16 protein-coding genes are annotated in these 20058 nt (G+C 72.6%); 10 read left to right on the forward strand and 6 right to left on the reverse strand.

Annotated elements, in window-relative coordinates; translation table 11 throughout:
• Positions 1 to 44 precede the first annotated feature (44 nt).
• The 6 genes from J2S55_RS22740 to J2S55_RS22765 all read left to right on the forward strand — a co-directional run bounded on the left by J2S55_RS22740 (position 45) and on the right by J2S55_RS22765 (position 7186).
• Entirely contained in the window at positions 45 to 1226 is a 1182-nt protein-coding gene (locus tag J2S55_RS22740) for an ROK family protein (RefSeq protein ID WP_306864504.1), read from the forward strand.
• Positions 1223 to 2758: a sugar ABC transporter ATP-binding protein gene (locus tag J2S55_RS22745; protein ID WP_306864508.1), complete on the forward strand. Its 1536-nt coding sequence runs from the start codon at positions 1223 to 1225 to the stop codon at positions 2756 to 2758. The genes J2S55_RS22740 and J2S55_RS22745 overlap by 4 nt, the downstream gene beginning before the upstream one ends.
• On the forward strand, positions 2755 to 3816 hold the full coding sequence (locus J2S55_RS22750) for an ABC transporter permease (protein WP_306864511.1): 1062 nt from the start codon (positions 2755 to 2757) through the stop codon (positions 3814 to 3816). The genes J2S55_RS22745 and J2S55_RS22750 overlap by 4 nt, the downstream gene beginning before the upstream one ends.
• A 117-nt stretch (positions 3817 to 3933) precedes the next feature.
• Positions 3934 to 4995: a substrate-binding domain-containing protein gene (locus tag J2S55_RS22755; RefSeq protein ID WP_306864513.1), complete on the forward strand. Its 1062-nt coding sequence runs from the start codon at positions 3934 to 3936 to the stop codon at positions 4993 to 4995.
• Positions 4995 to 6182, forward strand: coding sequence for a Gfo/Idh/MocA family protein (locus J2S55_RS22760; protein ID WP_306864514.1), 1188 nt, complete (start codon positions 4995 to 4997; stop codon positions 6180 to 6182). Before J2S55_RS22755 ends, J2S55_RS22760 begins: the two co-directional genes overlap by 1 nt.
• Positions 6179 to 7186, forward strand: coding sequence for a sugar phosphate isomerase/epimerase family protein (locus J2S55_RS22765; RefSeq protein ID WP_306864517.1), 1008 nt, complete (start codon positions 6179 to 6181; stop codon positions 7184 to 7186). Before J2S55_RS22760 ends, J2S55_RS22765 begins: the two co-directional genes overlap by 4 nt.
• A 246-nt stretch (positions 7187 to 7432) precedes the next feature.
• Here the strand turns inward: J2S55_RS22765 and J2S55_RS22770 are convergent, their stop codons facing one another.
• Together J2S55_RS22770 and J2S55_RS22775 are read right to left on the reverse strand one after the other, a co-directional pair.
• Positions 7433 to 9643: an alpha/beta fold hydrolase gene (locus tag J2S55_RS22770; RefSeq protein ID WP_306864519.1), complete on the reverse strand. Its 2211-nt coding sequence runs from the start codon at positions 9641 to 9643 to the stop codon at positions 7433 to 7435.
• Positions 9640 to 10533, reverse strand: a complete 894-nt coding sequence (locus J2S55_RS22775; RefSeq protein ID WP_306864523.1) for an ABC transporter ATP-binding protein — start codon at positions 10531 to 10533, stop codon at positions 9640 to 9642. The genes J2S55_RS22770 and J2S55_RS22775 overlap by 4 nt, the downstream gene beginning before the upstream one ends.
• 131 nt (positions 10534 to 10664) lie before the next feature.
• Between J2S55_RS22775 and J2S55_RS22780 the strand changes: the two genes are divergently transcribed.
• The 3 genes from J2S55_RS22780 (at position 10665) to J2S55_RS22790 (ending at position 12930) form a co-directional block, all read left to right on the forward strand.
• Positions 10665 to 11714 (forward strand): sensor histidine kinase, encoded by a 1050-nt coding sequence (locus J2S55_RS22780; RefSeq protein ID WP_306864526.1) that lies wholly within the window; start codon positions 10665 to 10667, stop codon positions 11712 to 11714.
• Positions 11705 to 12376 carry a response regulator transcription factor gene (locus J2S55_RS22785; protein ID WP_306864529.1) on the forward strand — a complete coding sequence of 224 codons (672 nt, stop codon included), beginning with the start codon at positions 11705 to 11707 and terminating at the stop codon, positions 12374 to 12376. The genes J2S55_RS22780 and J2S55_RS22785 overlap by 10 nt, the downstream gene beginning before the upstream one ends.
• Before the next feature lie 263 nt (positions 12377 to 12639).
• Positions 12640 to 12930 (forward strand): hypothetical protein, encoded by a 291-nt coding sequence (locus tag J2S55_RS22790; protein WP_306864532.1) that lies wholly within the window; start codon positions 12640 to 12642, stop codon positions 12928 to 12930.
• A gap of 137 nt (positions 12931 to 13067) precedes the next feature.
• On the opposite strand, the gene J2S55_RS22795 is transcribed toward J2S55_RS22790, so the two are convergent.
• The 3 genes from J2S55_RS22795 to J2S55_RS22805 are packed head-to-tail and all read right to left on the reverse strand — an operon-like array spanning position 13068 to position 14833.
• Positions 13068 to 14153: a Zn-dependent alcohol dehydrogenase gene (locus J2S55_RS22795; RefSeq protein ID WP_306864533.1), complete on the reverse strand. Its 1086-nt coding sequence runs from the start codon at positions 14151 to 14153 to the stop codon at positions 13068 to 13070.
• Positions 14154 to 14164: 11 nt separating this feature from the next.
• Complete coding sequence (locus J2S55_RS22800; protein ID WP_203876987.1) at positions 14165 to 14359, reverse strand: ferredoxin; 195 nt, start codon at positions 14357 to 14359, stop codon at positions 14165 to 14167.
• A gap of 9 nt (positions 14360 to 14368) precedes the next feature.
• On the reverse strand, positions 14369 to 14833 hold the full coding sequence (locus J2S55_RS22805; protein ID WP_306864537.1) for a pyridoxamine 5'-phosphate oxidase family protein: 465 nt from the start codon (positions 14831 to 14833) through the stop codon (positions 14369 to 14371).
• Positions 14834 to 14910: 77 nt separating this feature from the next.
• Here J2S55_RS22805 and J2S55_RS22810 point away from each other — a divergent pair, with 77 nt between their 5' ends.
• On the forward strand, positions 14911 to 15558 hold the full coding sequence (locus J2S55_RS22810; protein ID WP_306864540.1) for a class I SAM-dependent methyltransferase: 648 nt from the start codon (positions 14911 to 14913) through the stop codon (positions 15556 to 15558).
• Between the two features lie 2 nt (positions 15559 to 15560).
• On the opposite strand, the gene J2S55_RS22815 is transcribed toward J2S55_RS22810, so the two are convergent.
• On the reverse strand, positions 15561 to 20048 hold the full coding sequence (locus tag J2S55_RS22815) for an SDR family NAD(P)-dependent oxidoreductase (RefSeq protein WP_306864542.1): 4488 nt from the start codon (positions 20046 to 20048) through the stop codon (positions 15561 to 15563).
• Positions 20049 to 20058 lie beyond the last annotated feature (10 nt).

Here is a 20058-nt window from a genome sequence, read left to right on the forward strand (position 1 = left end):
AAGGAGGTTAGCTTCTGCACACCAACTCCGAATGCGGAGGTGTTGTGAAGCGCATTACCGCTCGTCCGGAGAGTCCGCACCAGGCTGTGCTGCTCCGGCTGCTCCGTGAGAGAGCGCGCTCGCGCGCCGAGCTCGGCGACGTGGTCGAGCTGTCACGCTCCAAGCTCAACCTCGAACTCGACCGGCTGATCGAGCTGCGGCTGGCCGAGCAGGCGGGCCTGGCGGCCTCGCGCGGCGGGCGCAGGTCGGGCCTGGTACGGCTGGCCGCGAACATGCGCTTCGCCGGTGTCGACATCGGCGCCACCTCGGTCGACGTGGCCGTCACCGACGGCGAGCTGGGGATCCTCGGCCGCGCGAGCGAGCCGTGCGACGTGCGCGACGGACCCGTGACCGTGCTGGACCGGGCCGCGGAGATGCTCGCCAAGCTGCGCGGCCAGGGACTGTTCACCCAGCTCCACGGGGTGGGGGTCGGCATCCCCGGGCCGGTCAGCTTCCGCGAGGGAGTGCCGGTCGCGCCGCCGATCATGCCCGGCTGGGACCGCTACCCCGTCAGGGAGACGCTCGGGCAGGAGCTCGGCTGTCCCGTGGTGGTCGACAACGACGTCAACATCATGGCCCTCGGCGAGCTCCACGCGGGGCTGGCCAAGCAGGTGGACGACTTCCTGTTCGTCAAGATCGGCACCGGCATCGGCTGCGGGATCGTGGTGGACGGCAAGATCTACCGAGGGGTCTCCGGCAGCGCCGGGGACATCGGCCACATCCGCGTCGACGACATGGGCCCCACCTGCGCCTGCGGGAACGTCGGCTGCCTCGAGGCCTACTTCGGCGGTGCCGCCCTGGCCAGGGAGGCCATGGCCGTCGCCGACCGCTCGCCGTACCTCGGTGAACGGCTCCGCCGGACGGGCACGCTGACCGGCGAGGACGTCGCCGCGGCGGCCGAGCTGGGCGACGCCGAGGCGGTGCGGCTCATCAGGGACGGCGGTCGCCGGGTCGGCCTGGTGCTGGCCGGGCTGGTCAGCTTCTTCAACCCCGGCCTCGTGATCGTCGCGGGAGGCGTGGCCCGGCTGGGCCACGTGCTGCTGGCGGAGATCAGAAGCGTCGTCTACCGCCGCTCACTGCCACTGGCGACCGGCAACCTGCCCATCGTGCTGTCGGAGCTCGGCGACAGCGCCGGCGTGATCGGCGCGGCCCGGCTCGGCAGCGACCACGTTTTCTCGGCCCCATGAACGATCAGCGAGGCCCCATGTCCGAAGACAGCCCCCTGCTCGTGATGAGGGGGATCGTCAAGCAGTTTCCCGGCGTGCGCGCCCTGGACGGCGTCGATCTCGACGTCCGCGCGGGGGAGGTGCACTGCCTGCTCGGCCAGAACGGCGCGGGCAAGTCCACCCTCATCAAGATCCTCTCGGGGGCGCACCAGCCCGACGAGGGCACCATCACCCTGGGCGCCGAGCGGGCGCGGCTGAGCAGCCCGATCGCGGCGATCCGGTCGGGAATCTCGACGATCTACCAGGAGCTCGACCTGGTCGACGGGCTGAGCGTGGCGCAGAACATCTTCCTCGGTCACGAACCGGCCCGGCTGGGCTTCGTCAGCCGGGGCGAGGCCAACCGGGCCGCGCGGCGCCTGCTGGAGCGGCTGGGGCACGCGGAGATCCGGCCCGGCACGGAGGTGGGCCGGCTGTCCCCGGCGGCCAAGCAGGTGGTCAGCATGGCGCGGGCGCTCTCGCGCGACACGCGGCTGATCATCATGGACGAGCCGTCGGCGGCCCTGGCCCACGACGAGGTGGGCAACCTGTTCCGGATCATCCGGGAGCTGACCGCCCAGGGTGTGGCGGTGATCTACATCTCGCACCGGCTGGAGGAGATCCGGGAGATCGGCGACCGGGTGACCGTGCTCAAGGACGGGCGCACGGTGGCGGTGGGCCTGCCGGCGCAGCAGACGCCGACCTCGCAGGTGGTGGCGTTGATGACCGGCCGCAGCGTCGAGCACGTCTTCCCGCCGCGCCCGGCGCCCGGCAGTCATGCGGGCCGGCCGGAGGTGCTGCGGGTGGAGGGGCTCGGCGTGGCGGGGGTCTTCGCCGACGTCTCCTTCTCGGTGCGGGCGGGGGAGATCGTGGGGCTGGCCGGACTGGTCGGCTCGGGCCGCTCGGAGATCATCGAGGCGATCTACGGCGCGCGCCGGTTCTCGGGGCAGGTGGTCCTGGAGGGCCGGCCGGTACGGCGCGGCGGCACGGCCGGGGCGGTGCGGCTGGGCATGGGCCTGGCCCCGGAGGAGCGCAAGGCCCAGGCGCTGCTGCTGGACCAGAGCGTGACCCGCAACATCTCCCTGGCCGGCCTCGGCGGATACTCCCGGTTCGGCTGGCTCGACCGGCGCCGCGAGGCGCGGGACGCGCACGCTCTGGTCGAGACGCTGGGCATCCGGCCCGCCGATCCGGAGCGGCCGATCAAGACGTTGTCGGGCGGCAACCAGCAGAAGGCGGTGCTGGCCCGCTGGCTGCTCAACGGCCGCAAGCTGCTGCTGCTGGACGAGCCGACCCGGGGGGTGGACGTGGGCGCGCGGGCGGAGCTGTACGCCGTCATCCGCGACCTGGCCGACAAGGGCATCGGGGTGCTGCTGGTCTCCAGCGAGGTGCCGGAGGTGCTGGGCCTGGCCGACCGGGTCCTGGTGATCCGCGAGGGCGCGATCATCCATCAGGCCGACGCCCGCGAACTGGACGAACATCGAGTAATCGACATGATCATGGAAGGGAGTGCGCTGTGACCGATCCGCAAGGCCAGGCTCCCGCGAGCCCGGTGGACGAGGTGGGACCGGCCGAGCCCGGGCCGGGGCGCGGCGGGGCGGCCGGGTCCAGGCCCGCCGCGGCTCCCGGACCGCTGGCCCGGCTGGGCGAGGTGCCGCATCTGGGCCTGGTGGCGGCGCTGGCGCTGCTGGCGGTGGTCGGCCTGGTGACGGTGCCCGACACCTTCGCCACCACCTCCAACCTGGTGAGCATCCTGGCGCTGGCCGCGACGATCGGGGTGATCACCGTCGGCGCGACGTTCGTGATCATCGGTGGCGGGATCGATCTGTCGGTCGGCGCGGTGATGGCGCTGGCGTCGGTGTGGGCCACCACGCTGGCCACCCAGTCCTACGGCCCCTTCATGATGATCGTGTGCGCGGTGCTGGTCGGCACCGGCGCCGGGCTGGTCAACGGGCTGCTGATCGCCTACGGGCGGCTGGTGCCGTTCATCGCGACGCTGGCGATGCTGGTGGCCGCCCGGGGACTGGCGCAGCGGATGTCGGACCGCAAGACGCAGCTGGTGGCCCAGGGCAACGAGCTGATCGTGGAGCTGTCGACCACCCGGCTGCTGGGCCTGCCGCTCCTGGTGTACGTCTTCGCGCTGGTGGTCGTGCTGGGCTGGGTGCTGCTGAACCGCACGACCTTCGGCCGCCGGACCTACGCGGTGGGCGGTAACGCCGAGGCGGCGCGGCTGGCGGGCATCGACGTGCGTCGGCACACGATGTGGCTGTACGCGCTGTCGGGACTGTGCTGCGGCATCGCGGCGGTTCTGATCATGGCGCGGACCACGACGGGCTCCTCCACGCACGGAGACCTGTACGAGCTGGACGCGATCGCCGCGGTCATCATCGGCGGCACGCTGCTGACCGGCGGCCGGGGGTCGATCATCGGGTCGATCCTGGGCCTGCTGATCTTCACGGTGATCACGAACCTGTTCATCCTCAACGGGCTCAACACCAGCGACCAGCTGATCGCCAAGGGGCTGATCATCGTGGTCGCCGTGCTGCTGCAGCGGCGCGGGCTGAGGTCGCCGACCTGAACGACCCGCCTGGCGCGGGCCGGTCAGGGGTCCACGGCAGGCGGGTCCCGGCCGGTACCGGGCACATCCTTCCTTCCTCCTGAAACACGCCTTCCCCCTCCGCAAAGGAGCATGGTCATGACAGACAGACTCGCCCGCCGGGGTTTCCTGGTCGGCGGAGCCGTAATCGGCGCCGGTGCCCTGGCCAGTGCCTGCACCAGCAACACCCCGGCCGCGGCGCCGAGCACGGCCGCGGCGGCGCCGGCGCCGGCGGCCACCGGCGGCAACGACGTCCCCGGCGAGAAGGTCGCCATCGGCTTCTCGGCGCCGGCCGCCGACCACGGCTGGATCGCCGCGATCGCCAAGAACGCCGAGGCCGCGGCCAAGCAGTACGCCGATGTGGAGTTCCGGCCGGTCGAGCCGACCAACGACATCAACGCGCAGATCTCGGCGGTGGAGTCGCTGATCGCGGCCAAGGTCTCCGCGCTGGTGATCCTGCCCAACGACGGCCAGCAGCTCAACCAGATCGCCCGGCAGGCCGCCGACGCGGGCATCCCGGTGATCAACCTGGACCGGGTCTTCCCCGACAAGCTGTCGTACCGCACCTGGATCGGTGGGGACAACTACGGCATGGGGGTGGCGGCCGGGCACTACATCGGCAAGACGCTCAAGGACAAGGGGGTGGCCGACCCGGTGATCCTGGAGATCCAGGGCATCGCGACGCTGCCGCTGACCCAGGACCGCAGCAAGGGCTTCGCCGACGCGCTGAAGACCTACGGCTTCGAGGTGACGGCCAGGCAGGACGCGCAGTTCACGGTGGAGTCGGGCACCAAGGTGACCAGCAACCTGCTGCAGGCGCACAAGAAGATCGACGCGATCTGGAACCACGACGACGACCAGGGCATCGGGGTGCTGGCCGCGGTCAAGGAGGCCGGGCGTGACGAGTTCTTCATGGTCGGCGGGGCCGGGTCGGCCAACGCGATGCGCGAGATCCAGGCGGGCACCGGGGTGCTGAAGGCCACCGTCACCTACAGTCCCACGATGGCCTCCTCGGCGATCAAGCTGGCCCGCCTGGTCGCGCAGGGCAAGGGGATGAGCGACCTGCTGGAGAAGCAGGTGCCGCAGTCGATCACGCTGGCCTCGGAGACCATCACCAAGGACAACGTCGACGCCTACCTCCCGCTCGGATTCGAGTCCTGATGGCCGCTGACGACAGGCCGACGCTGGGGATCGGCATGGTCGGCTACGCGTTCATGGGGCGGGTGCACTCCCAGGCCTGGCGCAGTGTCGACGCCTTCTTCGACCTGCCGGCCAGGCCGGTGATGGCGGCACTGGGCGGGCGTTCGAAGGAGGCCACCGCCACCGCGGCCCGCCAGATGGGTTGGGCGGCGGCCGAGACCGACTGGCGTGACCTGATCGCCCGCGACGACGTGCAGGTGGTCGACATCTGCACGCCGGGCGACTCGCACGCCGAGATCGCGATCGCCGCGCTGGCCGCGGGCAAGCACGTCATCTGCGAGAAGCCGCTGGCCAACAGCGTGGCCGAGGCCGAGGCGATGGCCGAGGCCGCCCGCACCGCGGCCGAGCGCGGCGTGCACGCGATGGTGGCCTTCAACTACCGGCGGGTCCCGGCCGTCGCGCTGGCCCGCCGCTGGGTCGCCGAGGGCCGCCTCGGCCGCCTGCACCACGTGCGCGCCCAGTATCTGCAGGACTGGATCGCCGACCCCGCCTTCCCGCTGGTGTGGCGGCTGCAGCGGGACAGGGCGGGCTCGGGGGCGCTGGGCGACATCGGCGCGCACATCATCGACACCGCCCAGTTCATCACCGGCGACCAGATCACCGGTGTGTCGGCGCTGACCGAGACCTTCGTCCGGCAGCGCCCGCTGGCCGAGGGGTCCGCCGGCCTCAGCGCGGGCGGCACCTCGGCGCGGAGCGGCACGGTCGACGTCGACGACGCCGCGCTGTTCCTGGCCCGCTTCGCCGGTGGGGCGGTCGGCTCGTTCGAGGCCACCCGCTTCGCCACCGGCCGCAAGAACGCGCTGCGCATCGAGGTCAACGGCTCGGCCGGCAGCCTGGCCTTCGACTTCGAGGCGATGAACGAGCTGTGGTTCCACGACCACACCTTGCCCGCGGCCGAGGCCGGCTTCCGCCGTATCCTCGTCACCGAGGCCGAGCACCCCTACGCCGGAGCCTGGTGGCCACCCGGCCACGGCCTGGGCTACGAGCACACCTTCACCCACGAGATCAAGGACTTCGTCGAGGCCGTGGCGGCCGGCGCGGCCCCGGCCCCGGCGTTCGCCGACGGGCTGCGGGTGCAGCGGGTGCTGGCCGCGGTCGAGGCCAGCGCGGCCGATGAGAGCCGCTTCACCGCTGTGGAGGGACCGTGACCCGACCCATCACCCTGTTCACCGGACAGTGGGCCGACCTGCCGTTCGAGGAGGTGTGCAAGCTGGCCTCCGGATGGGGCTACGACGGTCTGGAGATCGCCTGCTGGGGCGACCACTTCGAGGTCGACAAGGCCCTGGCCGACGACGCCTACGTCGAGCGCAAACGGGAGGTGCTGGCCCGCCACGGCCTCAAGGTCTGGACCATCTCCAACCACCTGGTCGGCCAGGCGGTCTGCGACCACCCCATCGACGGCCGCCACCGCGCCATCCTGCCGGCCCGCATCTGGGGCGACGGCGAGCCCGAGGGCGTGCGCCGCCGCGCCGCCGAGGAGATCAAGGACACCGCCCGCGCCGCCGCCAAACTCGGCGTGGACACCGTCGTCGGCTTCACCGGCTCGGCCGTCTGGCACACCGTCGCGATGTTCCCCCCGGTCCCACCCTCCATGATCGACGACGGCTACGCCGACTTCGCCGACCGCTGGAACCCGATCCTGGACGTCTTCGACGAGGTCGGCGTCCGCTTCGCGCACGAGGTGCACCCCAGCGAGATCGCCTACGACTACCACACCACCGTCCGCACCCTGGCGGCCATCGGCCACCGGCCGGCCTTCGGCCTGAACTGGGACCCCTCCCACATGGTCTGGCAGGAGCTCGACCCGGTCGGCTTCATCCTGGACTTCGCCGACCGGATCTACCACGTCGACTGCAAGGACGCCAAGGTCCGCACCGGCGACGGCCGCCGTGGCCGGCTGGCCTCCCACCTGCCCTGGGCCGACCCGCGCCGCGGCTGGGACTTCGTCTCCACCGGCCGCGGGGACGTGCCGTGGGAGGACTGCTTCCGGGCGCTGAACAGCATCGGCTACACCGGGCCGATCTCGATCGAGTGGGAGGACGCCGGGATGGACCGCCTGGACGGCGCCCCCGAGGCGCTGGAGGTGATCCGCAGGCTCAACGCCATCACCCCGCCGGCGGCCGCCTTCGACGCCGCCTTCTCCTCCGAGTGAACGCCGCTCCCCCCTCGGGATGAGGGATGGGACACGGCCTCGGGGCGAGGGATGGGACACGGCCCGCGCCCGCCGATCGCGACGGCGGCGCGGGCCGTACCGGAACGGGCCGGACCGGACCGGGCGTGGGAGCTTCCCGAGGGTGAGCACTCCTGGCTACCGGACCTTGAGTCCCACCCAAAGATCGTGCCCCGCTGGTCGGCCGGGAGAGTTGATCGCCACTGGGATGTCGTGCCGCACGACGGATCAACTCTCCGCGCGACAGACGGTGTTCCTGGGTGGGACGCGGAGGTCGATGAAGTACCGGTTGGCGTGCGCGATCGTGCACGGATCACCCGTGTGGTACAGCCCGTGCCCATGTCCCTCGAAGCGGATCGTGCCCGAGCCCGGCACCCGGAGGGCGAGGTCGGCGGTGTCCGCGTAGTCGGTCCACGTGCCCGCGCCGACGAACGGCGGCAGCCGGTCCACGGGAAGAGGAGCGGTGGGATTGCGTACCGGTTCCGGCCAGCCCACGCAGCCCAGCGGGTGCCACAGCTCGTTACCGGACAGGTGCGGTGCGATCCGGTCACCCAGGGCTCGCAGGCGGCGGTACTCCGCGTAGTCGCGATAGCGGATTCCATCCAGGCAATGGGTCATGTTCATCCCGACGAACGAGGGCGGCTTCAGGCTGCCCAGCGTTCCCGCCTTGACGTAGTCGGAGAATCCGGTGGCGTCCCCCTTCTCGGCCCGCCTGATCGCCTGGGCCAGTTCCTTCCACCGGGCGTTGTCCACGCCGGGCGTGACGAGGTGGGGCATGGCGGCCACGGTGATGTCGAAACCGCTGTACGCGACCCCCTTCTCGGCGGGCACGGGGGAGCGGTCGGCCGTGGAGCGGAGTTCCTTCCAGGCTGTGCCGATGTCGCGTCCATGCAGTGCGCAGGCGGGGTCGTCCGCGCACCACCGGGAGAAGCGGGTGAACTGCGCCTCCATGAGGGCGTATCGCGTTTGCTCCTCCTCGCTCTTGTCTCGGAGCGTGTTGACGGTCCCGTCCAGGTACATCGCTCGTACCCGGCCGGGGAAGAGCCTGGCATAGGCGAGCCCGGGAACGCCGCCGTAGGAGGTGGCCATGAAGGTGAGCTGCCGCTCGCCCATCGCCGAACGGATCGCGTCGATGTCGCGCGCGAACGAGGCGGAGTCGAGGTGACCGAACAGGTCAGGGTCGGCGGCGCGACAGCTCTCGGCGGCCGCCCGGTTCGAGCGGGCCAGCGCGGCCCACTCGTGCTCGTTGTCCGGCGTGGTGATCCACGGACCGGTGCTGAGGCAGTCCTGGTCGAGGAGGCCCAGCTCGATGCCGTTGCGCGGCAGGAGGCTGACGACGTCGAAGCGGTCCCGGATCTGGGCGAAGCTGCCCGCGTGCCGCTCGAGGTCCTGCACCCCGGACCCGCCGGGCCCGCCGGGGATGGAGAACAGCACGCCGACGCGGTGGCGCCTGCCGGTGTGGGGCAGCATCGCGAGGGGGAGCGTGATCGTGCGGCCCTGGGGTCTGGCCCAGTCGACGGGGACACGGATCTCACTGCAGAGCATCTTGTCGCAGGGCTTCCACGCCAATGTGGACTCGGGAGTGGCGGCGGCGGATACGGGCGCAGCGCCCACCAGGAGGATTGTGGCGGCCGAACCGGCGAGCAGCGGCCGGAGGCGGTGTCCGCGCAGCGCGATGGCGGCCGCTGCGGCGGCCAGGGCGGCGACGGCGTAGGCGGCCAGCAATGCGCCCGCGGCGATCGGGGTGAGCAGGCCGTCAGCGGCTATCTGGCCGGGCAGCGCCCCGATGAGGTGCGCGCCGATCTGGTAGCCGAGCGGGCGCGGCAGGGTCTGCGCGGCGGCGGGCAGGATCAGCAGCAAAACAATCAGCGTGACCAGCGTGCCCGCCGTGGAACGGATCGCCGTGCCGAGTCCTAGCCCCATGAGCGCGACCAGCGGCATCGAGGTGCCGGTGATCAGCAGTCCCGCCAGGACGCCCGGCTCGGACAGGGAGGCACCGAGCGTCTCCCCGCCCAGCAGCACCGTGTCCGCTCTGGTGCCGAGGACCGCCATGGTGGCGGCGTACATGCCGAAGACCAGCACCTGCCCCGCGACCAGGCTCACGGCCACCAGGACCGGGATCTTCGCGAGGAGGAAGGTACGGCGAGCAGGGACGGCCGTCAGGCTCGTGCTGATGTGGCCCGTGCCGTATTCGGTGGTGATGGAAAGCGCGCCGAGCGCGCCCATCACGAGGTAGGCGAAGGGCAGACCGGTGCCCAGCCCGTCGCCCAGGCTGTCGAAGCGCCGCAGGTCCGCGCCCCGCTGGGCATCGAAACCACGCGTGACCAGGAAGGCCACGCCCGCGCTAAGGCCCACCGCGATCAGTGCGGAGATCAGCAGGTAGGGGTTGGAGCGGAGCGTTCTGAACTTCAGCCACTCCGCCGCGATCGCGTCCTTCATCGTGCCACGTACTCCCTGCTGCCGTCGGTCAGCTCCATGAATGCCTCCTCCAGGGAGGCCTCGCGCGGCGTGAGCTCGTACAGCGCGATGCCGTGGGCGAAGGCCAGCTCGCCGATGCGCCTGGCTTCGAGCCCGGTCACCGCCAGCCCGTCCTCCGCCCGGACGACGCCCCCGTCGGCCTGCAGGACCATCGCCAGCGCCGCCGGGTCGGCGGCGTGGACGAGCACGTCGCGCCGGTACCGCTCGGCGAGGACCGCCATGGCCGTGTCGGCGATCAGGCGGCCGCGCCCCACCACCACGACGTGGTCGGCGGTCACGGCCATCTCGGCCATCAGGTGGCTGGAGACGAGCACCGCCCGACCCTCCGCGGCCAGCGTGCGCATCAGCTCGCGGATCCACCGCACGCCCTCCGGGTCCAGTCCGTTGACTGGTTCGTCGAACATCAGCGCCTCCGGGTCGCCCAGCAGCGCTACCGCGATCCCGAGCCGCTGCTTCATGCCCAACGAGAACCTCGCGATCCGTTTGCCCGCCACGGACGTCAGCCCCACCCGGTCGATCACCTCCTCCACTCGGGCCAGGCCGATGCCGTTGCTGCGCGCCACGCACGCCACGTGCGCCCGTGCGGTGCGGCCACCGTGTACGGCTCCGGCGTCCAGCAGCGCCCCGAGCGTCAGCAGCGGGCGTTCGAGCGAGGCGTAGGGCCGCCCGGCGACCAGGGTGGTGCCGGCGTGCGGGGCTTCCAGACCGAGAACGGCTCGCATCGTGGTGGATTTCCCGGCGCCGTTGGGTCCGAGGAAACCGGTCACCCGGCCCGGTTCCGCGGCGAAGGTGAGCTCGTCCACCGCGGTGGCGTCGCCATATCTGACTGTTAGGCCATTGACTTCGATCACGGGGTCCAACCTCGCCGCGTGTGCTCGCGTCCTCCATCCGCTCACGCCCAGCACATGAGGTGGGATCTCCCACCCTCGAAGGTAGGGCTGGGCCTACCGTGCGGCCGGTGATCGGCAGGCAGACTGGCGGGGTGAGCAGAGCCAGGAGGGGGTTGATCGCGGCGGCCGGGGTGCCGCTGAACGCGATCATGGGTGTGGCCGTGGTCCTCGCCTGGGTGCCGACCATCCGCGCGGCTGTCGTCTCGCTGCAGCGAGCGTGGGCGGGAGCGGCTCTGGGGCGGGACATCCCCGCGCGTGAGCCCGGCCTGCGCGTGCTGGCCTGGCTGGCGATCAACGCTGTCGTCGGCCCGGCCCTCCTGACGGCGGTGGCCGCCGTGGTGAACACCGTGGGTGTCATCTTCTACCTGCAGCCCGCCGTCAACGGCCCGAGTGTGACCTTCACGCTCAGCCTGGCGCTGCTCACCCTCTCGGCACTCGCCCTGGCCGTCGCCGCGCTCATGGGACTGGCCGAGGCCCGGCTCGCCGAACTGCTCCTCGGTAGTGGTGGCCCGCTGGCCCGGCGGGTGCGGGAGCTGACCGCCTCCAGGGCCGCCGCCGTCGACGCGCGGGCGGCCGAACTGCGCCGGATCGAGCGCGACCTGCACGACGGCGCCCAGGCCAGGCTCATCGCGGTACGGATGAACCTCGGCCTGGCCAGGAGCGCCAATGACCTTGAGCAGGCCCGCGAGCTGATCGAGGAGGCATGGGAGTCAGTCGGACAGGCCCTCACCGACCTGCGCGATCTGGTGCGCGGCATCCACCCGCCCGTGCTCGCCGACCGCGGCCTGGCGGGCGCGATCGAAGCGACCGCCCTGCTCTGCCCCGTCCCGGTCGCCACGGACCTCGTCCTGACCGGCCGCCCCGAGCCGCCGGTCGAGTCCGCGCTCTACTTCGCCGCTGTCGAGGCCATGTCCAACGTCACCAAGCACAGCCAGGCCACCCGTGCATGGGTACGGGTGCGCCACACCGGCGACGGTCTCCGCCTGGTCGTCGGCGACAACGGGCACGGCGGTGCGGATCCGGCGGCGGGCACCGGCCTGCGCGGGATCGCGGAACGCCTGTCCGCCTTCGACGGCACGCTGACCGTGCAGAGCCCGCCGGGCGGTCCGACCATCCTCACCATGGAGCTGCCGTGCGCGTAGTGATCGCCGAGGATCTCGCCCTGCTTCGCGACGGCCTGATCCGGCTACTGTCGGCGCACGGCTTCGAGGTCGTCGAGGCGGTGGACAACGGCCCCATGCTCCTGACGGCCCTGGTGGAGCAGACCCCCGACGTGGCCGTCATCGACGTGCGGCTCCCGCCCACCTTCACCGATGAGGGCCTGCGCACCGCCCTGGAGGCCCGGCGCCGCCGGCCGGGGCTTCCGGTGCTGATCTTGTCGCAGTACGTCGAGCAGCTCTATGCCCGCGAGCTCCTCTCGGACCGGTCGGGCGGCATCGGATACCTCCTGAAGGACCGCATCGGCGATGTGGCGGAATTCGTCGAGTCGGTGCGCCGGGTCGCCGGCGGCGGCACCGCCATGGACGCGGAGGTGATCTCCCAGCTCCTGACCCGCCGATCGAGGGACGAACCCCTGGCGGAGCTGACCGTCAGGGAGCGCGAGGTCCTCGCCCTGATGGCGGAGGGCCTGTCCAACCTGGCGATAGCGACCCGCTTCGGGGTCACGGACAAGGCGATCGGCAAGCACACCAACAACATCTTCGCCAAGCTCGGCCTCCCGCCCTCTGACGACCACAACCGCCGTGTCATGGCCGTCCTCGCCTACCTCCAGGCGGGCCCCGTCTCTCCGGATCCGTCCTGGTAACAGTGCGGATGCTCTGATTGTTGCGGCCCGGGGCGTGCCGCACGCCGCCGACAACGTTCGATCCCTCCGAAATCCCGGTTCAGGCGCGGTCCGGCGGCTCATCGCACAGATCTTGACGTCACCCGGATTCCACCGGAGCGGGGCAATCTGCCAGGGGAATTGTGGATGTATGAGGGAAATGCCGGTAAAACAGAAGTCTGTCCGGTTTGTGTTGCGTGCGGCTCCAGGACGAGAGCCGTGAGTCCCACCGGGAGGAGACGCCCATGAAGGGCAGACGGTCGTCGGCGCTCGGCGCGGCAATCATCGCCACGGTCGCGCTCTGGCCGGCCGGGATCTCGGCGGTGGCCTCGACCTCGGGCCCCGCCGGGGCGGTGGCGGCCGCCTCTTCCCGGAGTGACATCTCCACCGCCAGGCCCTGCCGGCGCAAGGGCCCTCTGGTCTGCTGCGGGTCCGAGAAAGGCGTCAGGTGCCACCGGAGCTTGCGGGAGCGCCGGGACGGGCTGGAGGACCTCCATGACGAATGGCGGGAGCGCCACAGAAGAGACGACCAGTAGCCGGCGGCGGGCCGGCCCGTCCGTCCGCCTGGCCGGCTCGGGCCCGAGCCGGCCAGGCGGACTGCCGCCGATGCGCCGGTCCGGCGGGCAGGAGGCACAGCCGCTGCCGCCGGCGCCTTCACGGCCTGTCACATGACCTAGTCCATGACGACGACCTGGCGCAGCACCTCGCCGGCCCGCAGCGCGGCCACGGCGTCGTTGAGGTCGGCGAGCTTGATGCGGGCGCTGATCATGCTCTCCAGGTCGAGCTTGCCCGCCTTGTACAGCTCGGCGAAGAACGGGAAGTCACGGCGGACGTCCGACCCGCCGTACATCGAGCTGAAGATGTTCTTGCCCTCGAACAGCAGGTTGAAAGCGCTCAGCGGGACGGTGTCGTCCATCGCGCCCGCGCCCACCACGATCACGTCGCCGCCGCGGCGGGTGGCCTGCCAGGCGGTCATGATGGCGGCGGACTTGCCGACGGCCTCGAAGCCGTAGTCGAATCCCCGGCCGCCGGTCAGCGACCCGAGCGCGTCCATGAGCTGGTCTGGGGTGATGGCGTGGGTGGCTCCGACCTTCTTGGCCAGCGCGTGCTTGGACTCCAGCGGGTCGATCGCCAGGATCGTGGTCGCGCCGGAGATCCGGGCCCCCTGGATCACCGACAGGCCGATGCCGCCGCAGCCGACCACGGCCACGGTCGAGCCCGCCCTCACCCGGGCGGTGTTGAGCGCCGCCCCGACGCCGGTGGTGACGCCGCAGCCGATCAGCGCCGCCGCCTCGTAGGGCACCTCGGGGTCGATCTTGATCGCGCCCTGCCAGGGCACGATGATCTCCTCGGACCAGGTGCCGCACCCGGACATGCCGAACGCCGGAGTGTCGCCGCCGTAGCGGAAGCGGGCGTTGACGAAGCTGTCCATTATGTAGGTCATGCACAGGAACGGCTGGTTCACCAGGCAGTTGGCGCAGGTGCCGCAGGCGGGGGCCCAGTTGATGATGACGTGGTCGCCGGGCTGGACCGTGGTCACGTGGTCACCGACCTCGACCACCTCACCCGCCCCCTCGTGACCGGGGAGGACGGGGAGCGGCATGGGCAGCACCCCGCTGATCACCGACAGGTCGGAGTGGCAGACGCCGGTCGCCTTGATCTTGACGCGGACGTCCGTCGGGCCCGTCGGGGTGAGGGTGAAGTCGTCGCGGATGTCGAGCTTGTCGTCGCCGACGGCATGCAGAAGCGCACCACGCATTGGGGGTCCTCCTAGTTCTCCTCAAGGGAGAGGGCGGCTTTGGGACAGGACCGCACGGCGTGCCGGACACGGTCCATCATCTCCGGCGGCGGCTCAGGCAGCAGCAGGTGCAGCTGGTCGTCGTCGTCGAGCTCGAAGACCTCCGGGGCGAGTCCTGTGCAGACCGCGTTGGCCTCGCAGACCAGATAGTCGACCTTCACTTTCATGTGAGCCTCCTAGACCGGGATGGTGAGCTTACGGTGATCCCATGAGATCACTCGAGTGGGCTCCACCACGAAGGCGACCCTCTTGCGGCCGGTGTGGGCGACATACTCCGTGAGGAGCTCCTCGGCGTCAGGCATTCCCGCCATCCGCCGGGCGACGTTCATGCCGACCTCAAGGATGCCCTCGGAGTCGTCGATCCGCCGGGCGACGCCGTACACCAGGACACCGCGCAGGTCGGAGTATTCGTCGCCGGCCTCGATCAGGCAGCTCACCCGGGCGTCCCGCTGGATGTTGAGCGCCTTCTGGGCCTTCCCGTAGGTCCAGAACGAGATCCGGCCCCCGGACAGCCCGTAGAACATGGTCACCAGGTGCGGTGTCCCGTCAGGGTTGACCGTGCCGAGCTGGAGCTTCCGCGATTCGGCGATGAAGGCGGTGATCTCGTCCTCGGTCATCACGATGCGAGCGCGCTGGTTCACGGTGCAAAGTAGAACACGTTCCATAAGGTCGGGCAAGGGCCGTTCGGAATGTTGTTCGGTCTAGGTAGTCTGCTCCGATGAGCGACGCGACCATGCCTGCCGACCTGCTGTACGCGGCCCAGCGTGCCAAGGGTTTCATGCCCCACGCCGAGGGTCTCGCCCTGTTCGAGACCGCCGTCGAGTACGGCCCGCGCGGGCCGATCTGCGAGATCGGCACCTACTGCGGCAAGTCCGCCGTCTACCTCGGCGCGGCGGCCAGGCAGACCGGTTCCGTCGTCTTCACCGTCGACCACCACCGGGGCTCGGAGGAGATCCAGCCGGGCTGGGCGCACCACGATCCCACGCTGGTGGACCCCCGCTTCGGCAAGATGGACTCGCTGCCCACCTTCCGCGCCACGATCGCCTCCGCCGGTCTGGAGGAGGAGGTCGTCGCGATCGTCGGCCGGTCGGAGCGGGTCGCCGGGCTGTGGGGGACCCCGCTGGGGATGCTCTTCATCGACGGCGGCCACTCCGAGGAACCGGTGACCAAGGACTACGAAGGATGGGCCCCGCACGTCGTCCAGGGCGGCGCGCTGGTCTTCCACGACATCTACCCCGACCCCGCGACGGGCGGGCAGGCGCCCTACCGCGTCTACCAGCGGGTCCTGGCCTCCGGCGCGTTCAAGGAGGTCAGGCAGGAGGGGTCGCTGCGGGTGCTGGAGCGGGTCGGCCCCGGCATCGGCTGACCTCATCGCCGCTCCCCGGTCACGATGGAGACCGCGACCGGCTCCTGCACGCCCCTGACCCGGACCACCGCCGAGGCGATCAGGTCGGAGCCGGCCCGCAGCAGCAGCCAGCCGTCCTCATGACCTCCCACGACGGTGAGCGGCGCCGACGGCGGGCGGTCCGCCCGGGTCAGGCACTGGACGGCCGTCCAGATCCGGGTGGTCACGGTCTCCTCGGGCTCGTCGCAGCACAGCCGTAACTCGTCGATCAGCGGGGCGAACGCCGGCCCCAGGGTCCCGCTCGCCCCGCCCACCCGCTCCCAGGCACAGTGGGCCGGGGCGTCCACGCCGAGCACGAGATCGCCCAGCCGGCTGCGGGAGGCCCCGCCGTCCATGGTCACGTGGAGCGCCGGATCGAGGCCGAGGGCGATCGCGGCCCGTTGCAGGTAGACGGCCAGCAGGTTCGGCGGCCACGGGTCACGCCGGGGGATCGGGCCGACGTCCTTCAGCCGCAGCCCGGTCCACGCCGCCACCAGCCGCCCGCGCACGTCGGTGGCGGTGACGTCCCAGACGTACTCGCCCCCGTCGTGGTGGCGCTCGGTGGCGTGCAGCCGGACGTCCCCCTGGGACGGGCGGACCACCAGCCGCTCGCCGCCGACCGGCAGCAGCCGCCGGTGCGGCACGCACGCCTGCAGCGCGTGGATCGTGGCATCGCTCAGCCCCGGGCTGCCCAGCACCGGCCTGCCCTCGAACCAGCCGTCCGGGCCGTCGCCCTGCAGCTCGCCCCGGCACCCCCGCGCCTCGACGAGGGTGAGCTCCCTGACCCGCTGGAACCGGCCGGTGTGGAAGCACAGCGCGCCGTACAGCTCCCCGGCGTCCAGCGGCTCGGTGCCGTCCCGGTTCAGCTGTGGCACGGCGAGCGTCTCGTCGGCCGGGTCCACCGGGAACACGGCCCTGAAGTGGTCGACGTGGAATCCCGTCTCCTCGCTGCGGACCACCACCTCGACGCTCTGCCCGTGCCGGAGCGCGCACACCCGGATCGTGGTGCCGCCCTCGTCGGGCACGACCACCGGCCGGTCGAACGTCATCTGCCCGGCCTCGTCCAGCGGCCGCCCCGCCAGCACCCCCGCGGCCTGCGCCATCGCCTCCAGCGCCACCACCGCGGGCAGCACCGCCAGCCCGTCGATCCGGTGGTCGTCCAGGTAGGCGTCGCTCTTGAGCGACAGGCGGCTGTCGGCGACCAGCTCCACCCCGGGGACGTGCACGCGCACCTCGTCGAGGAAGCGGCCCCCTCCCTGGCAGGGGGCCGCGGGCCCGTCCAGCCTGCCGTGGACGGCCACGCCGGACGGCAGGTCCCCGCTCGTGAGCAGCGTGAGGAACAGCTCCGTCCCCTCCCGCGGCGTGAGAACCGTCGCGTCCGCGCCGCCCGGGGACCCGGCCGGCCCCGGTCCGGAGCCGTCGACGGCCCACGCCGGCCAGTCGACGTGCAGCCCGCCGATCCTCCCGACCCGGTCGCGCACCAGCCCGCAGGCCAGCGCCCGGCAACTCTCGCCCGCCATGCCGTACCGGCCGGCCACCGATCCGAACGTCACGACGTGCCGGGGCGCGGCCGCGGCGAGCAGGTTGTCCAGGCCGGTCAGCTCGGAGGTGACGTGCCGCGCGAAGTCCTCGGCCGTGAGGTCGGCGAACCGGCCCGGCCGGCCGCCGCGCGTCGAGTGGATCACCATGGTGACCGGCCCCAGCGTGCTCTCCAGCTCCCGTACGGCGTGCCCCACCTCCTCGGCGTCACCGAGGTCCGCCGCCGCGTAGCCGTGCCGGATCCCCCTGGCGGCAAGCTTCTCCGGATCTCCGGCCGCCACCGCTCCGGGGTCCGGCCGCTCCCGCCCGAGCAGGGCCAGCGCGCACCCGCTCGCCTCGGCCAGCGCCACGGCACAGGCGGACCCGATCCCCTCGTCGTCCCCGCTGACCAGCACCACGTCCGCGGGGCCCACCGGGAGCGGTCCCTGCCCGTCGAGGGCGAGTGGCATCCTGCCGCCCGGGTGCCCGGTGCCCAGGTCGAGGCCGGGATGCTCCAGCCGCAGCGACGCCAGGAACCCGGACAGGGCGTCGCCCTCGCAGACCACGGTCAGCCCCTCGAGGCCCGCGATCGCCTCATGGACCGCCGTGACCAGGGTCTCGACCGCCCCGGGCCGGAGCGGGTCGCCGATCACGACCCGCCTGCCCGGACTGTTCCGGGCCTCCGTCCGCGGCCGGGTGCCGGGACGTCCCTTCCCGGTCGTGGGAGCGGCCCCGGCCACCGCGGGACCGGCCCCGGTCGCCACGGGGGCGGCCCGGCCGCCGGCCTCCGGATCCTCGGCGAAGCACCTCACCCAGCGCGCCACCCCGGCCACCGGCCCGGCGCCGGCCCGCTCCCGGGGCGCCTCCGCGCGGGTCTCCTGCCCGGCGCCGCCGTGCCGGACGGGCGCGCACGGGCCGGCGACGAAGACGCGGTCGCGCCAGATGTCGACGGGGCGGGCCGGGAGGTCACCGTAGAGGGCGGTGAGGTCCGGGACCATCATGGCCGCCCAGAGAGCGGCGGCGGTCTCGGCCGAGGGGACCCCGGCGGGGCAGGACCCGGCGGGGAGGGAGGGGGCGGTACCGGCGTCCGGACCCGGCCCGGGATAGATCCCCGGCAGGGCGGCCGGCAGGCCGGACCCCGAGGCGTCCAGCCACTCCAGGGCGGTGCCGGCCCGCTCGGCGAGCTGTTCGGCCGACCCCGCCACGATCGCGATCCGCGACGGCCCGGCGGGGGCGGTCCCCAGCGCGTGCGCGAGGTCGCACAGCTCCGCCTCCGACCACCGCGCCGCCTGGTCCGCGACACGCTCCAGCACCGGCCGCACGGCCCCGGCGTCCTCGCCCGAGAAGGCGAACACCACCGGCTCCTCCCACGAGGGCCCGTCGATCGCCCGCCGGGGCCGGACGTCCCCCGCTCCGGCGGGGAGGGGATCCGCGCCGGCCGGGCCGGGCGCGGTGAGGACGAGGTGGACGTTGACGCCGCCGGAGCCCATGGCGCTCACCCCCGCGTGGCGGGGTCCGGCGGGCCACGGCTCGGGGGCGGTCAGGGCACGCAGGGGCGCGCCGGGGACGGTCAGGAGGGGGTGCGGGGACCGGCAGCCGGTGGTCGGGGGGAGCACGCCGGAGGCGATGCTCAGGGTGGCCTTGATCAGCCCCGCGACCCCGGCCGCCGCCTTGGTGTGCCCGATGTTGGCGCCGACGGACCCGATCGCCGCCCGCCGCGCGGTCCCGTTCACTGTCTCCTCCGCGAGGCCGGTCCCGTTCACCGCCTCCTTCGCAGACCCGCTCCTGTTCACCGCCTCCGGAGCGGGACCTGCGCCGGGCGCCGCCCGCCGTACGGGGTCAGGCTCGGGGACCGCCTGCCGCGCGGCGTCGGAGAGGAGGCGGGTGAGCGCGGTGAGCTCGGCGGTGTCGGCGGCGGCCGTGCCGGTGCCGCTGCCCTCGAACAGGGCGACCGCGGCGGGGGAGACCTCCGCCCGCGCGTAGGCGCGGCGCAGCGCCAGGAGCCGGCCGTCGGCCTCCGGGCGGGAGAGGTCGCCCCCGCCGTCGCAGGACACGCCCCAGCCGGCGATCTCCGCGTAGATCCGGGACCCGGCGGCACGGGCGTCGGCCGTACGCGCCAGGGCGACGATCCCGCAGCCCTCGCCCGGCCAGAAACCGTCCGACCGGACGTCGTAGACCCGCATCCGCTCACCGGCCAGCACGCCCGCCTTGGCCAGGCCGACCAGCTCGAACGGGTCGAGGCTGAGGTCCACGCCGCCGGCCAGGGCGAAGTCCGCGCTCCCGTCCAGCAGCGAACGGCACGCGGTGACCACCGCGAGCAGGGACGAGGCGCCGGCGCCGTCCACCGCGTATCCGCCGCCGCGCAGGCCGAAGTGGTCGCAGATGCGCGTGGCGATCGTGCCGGGCAGGCTCCCGGCCAGGCTCTCGTCGGAGATCTCGGGGAAGGGCCGCAGATACCCGGTCTCCGCCTGGGCCAGCAACCGGGCGGCCGTCTCCTGGGGGAGCTCGGCCAGGGCCGAGGCCAGCACGCGCCGCACGTACGGCCAGCGCAGCCGGAGGGCGGCGGCCCGGGAGACCTCGCCGGTCAGGGTGTTGCCGACGACCACCGTGACCCGGTCCCGGTCGAGCCCCTCCCCGCCGGGGACCCCCGCGTCCGCCAGGGCGCGGGAGGCGGTGTCCAGGGCCAGCCAGTGGGCCGGGTCGGTGACCCGGTGGACCGCCTCGGGGACGCCGAAGGCGGCCCGGTCGAACTCCCAGCCCTCGATCAGGGCGGCGCGGGTGCTGTGGGTGCGGTCGGGGGCCGACCGGTCGGGGGAGTGGTAGTCGGTCAGGTCCAGCCGCTCGACGGGCAGGCGGCGGAAGGCCCGCCGCTGCCACAGCACCGTCTCCCACAGCGCCAGCGGATCGGGCGCGTCCGGATAGGTGCAGGCCAACCCCACGATCGCGACGGACATTCGGCACACC

It is taken from the genome of Streptosporangium brasiliense (assembly GCF_030811595.1).
Classification (GTDB): domain Bacteria; phylum Actinomycetota; class Actinomycetes; order Streptosporangiales; family Streptosporangiaceae; genus Streptosporangium; species Streptosporangium brasiliense.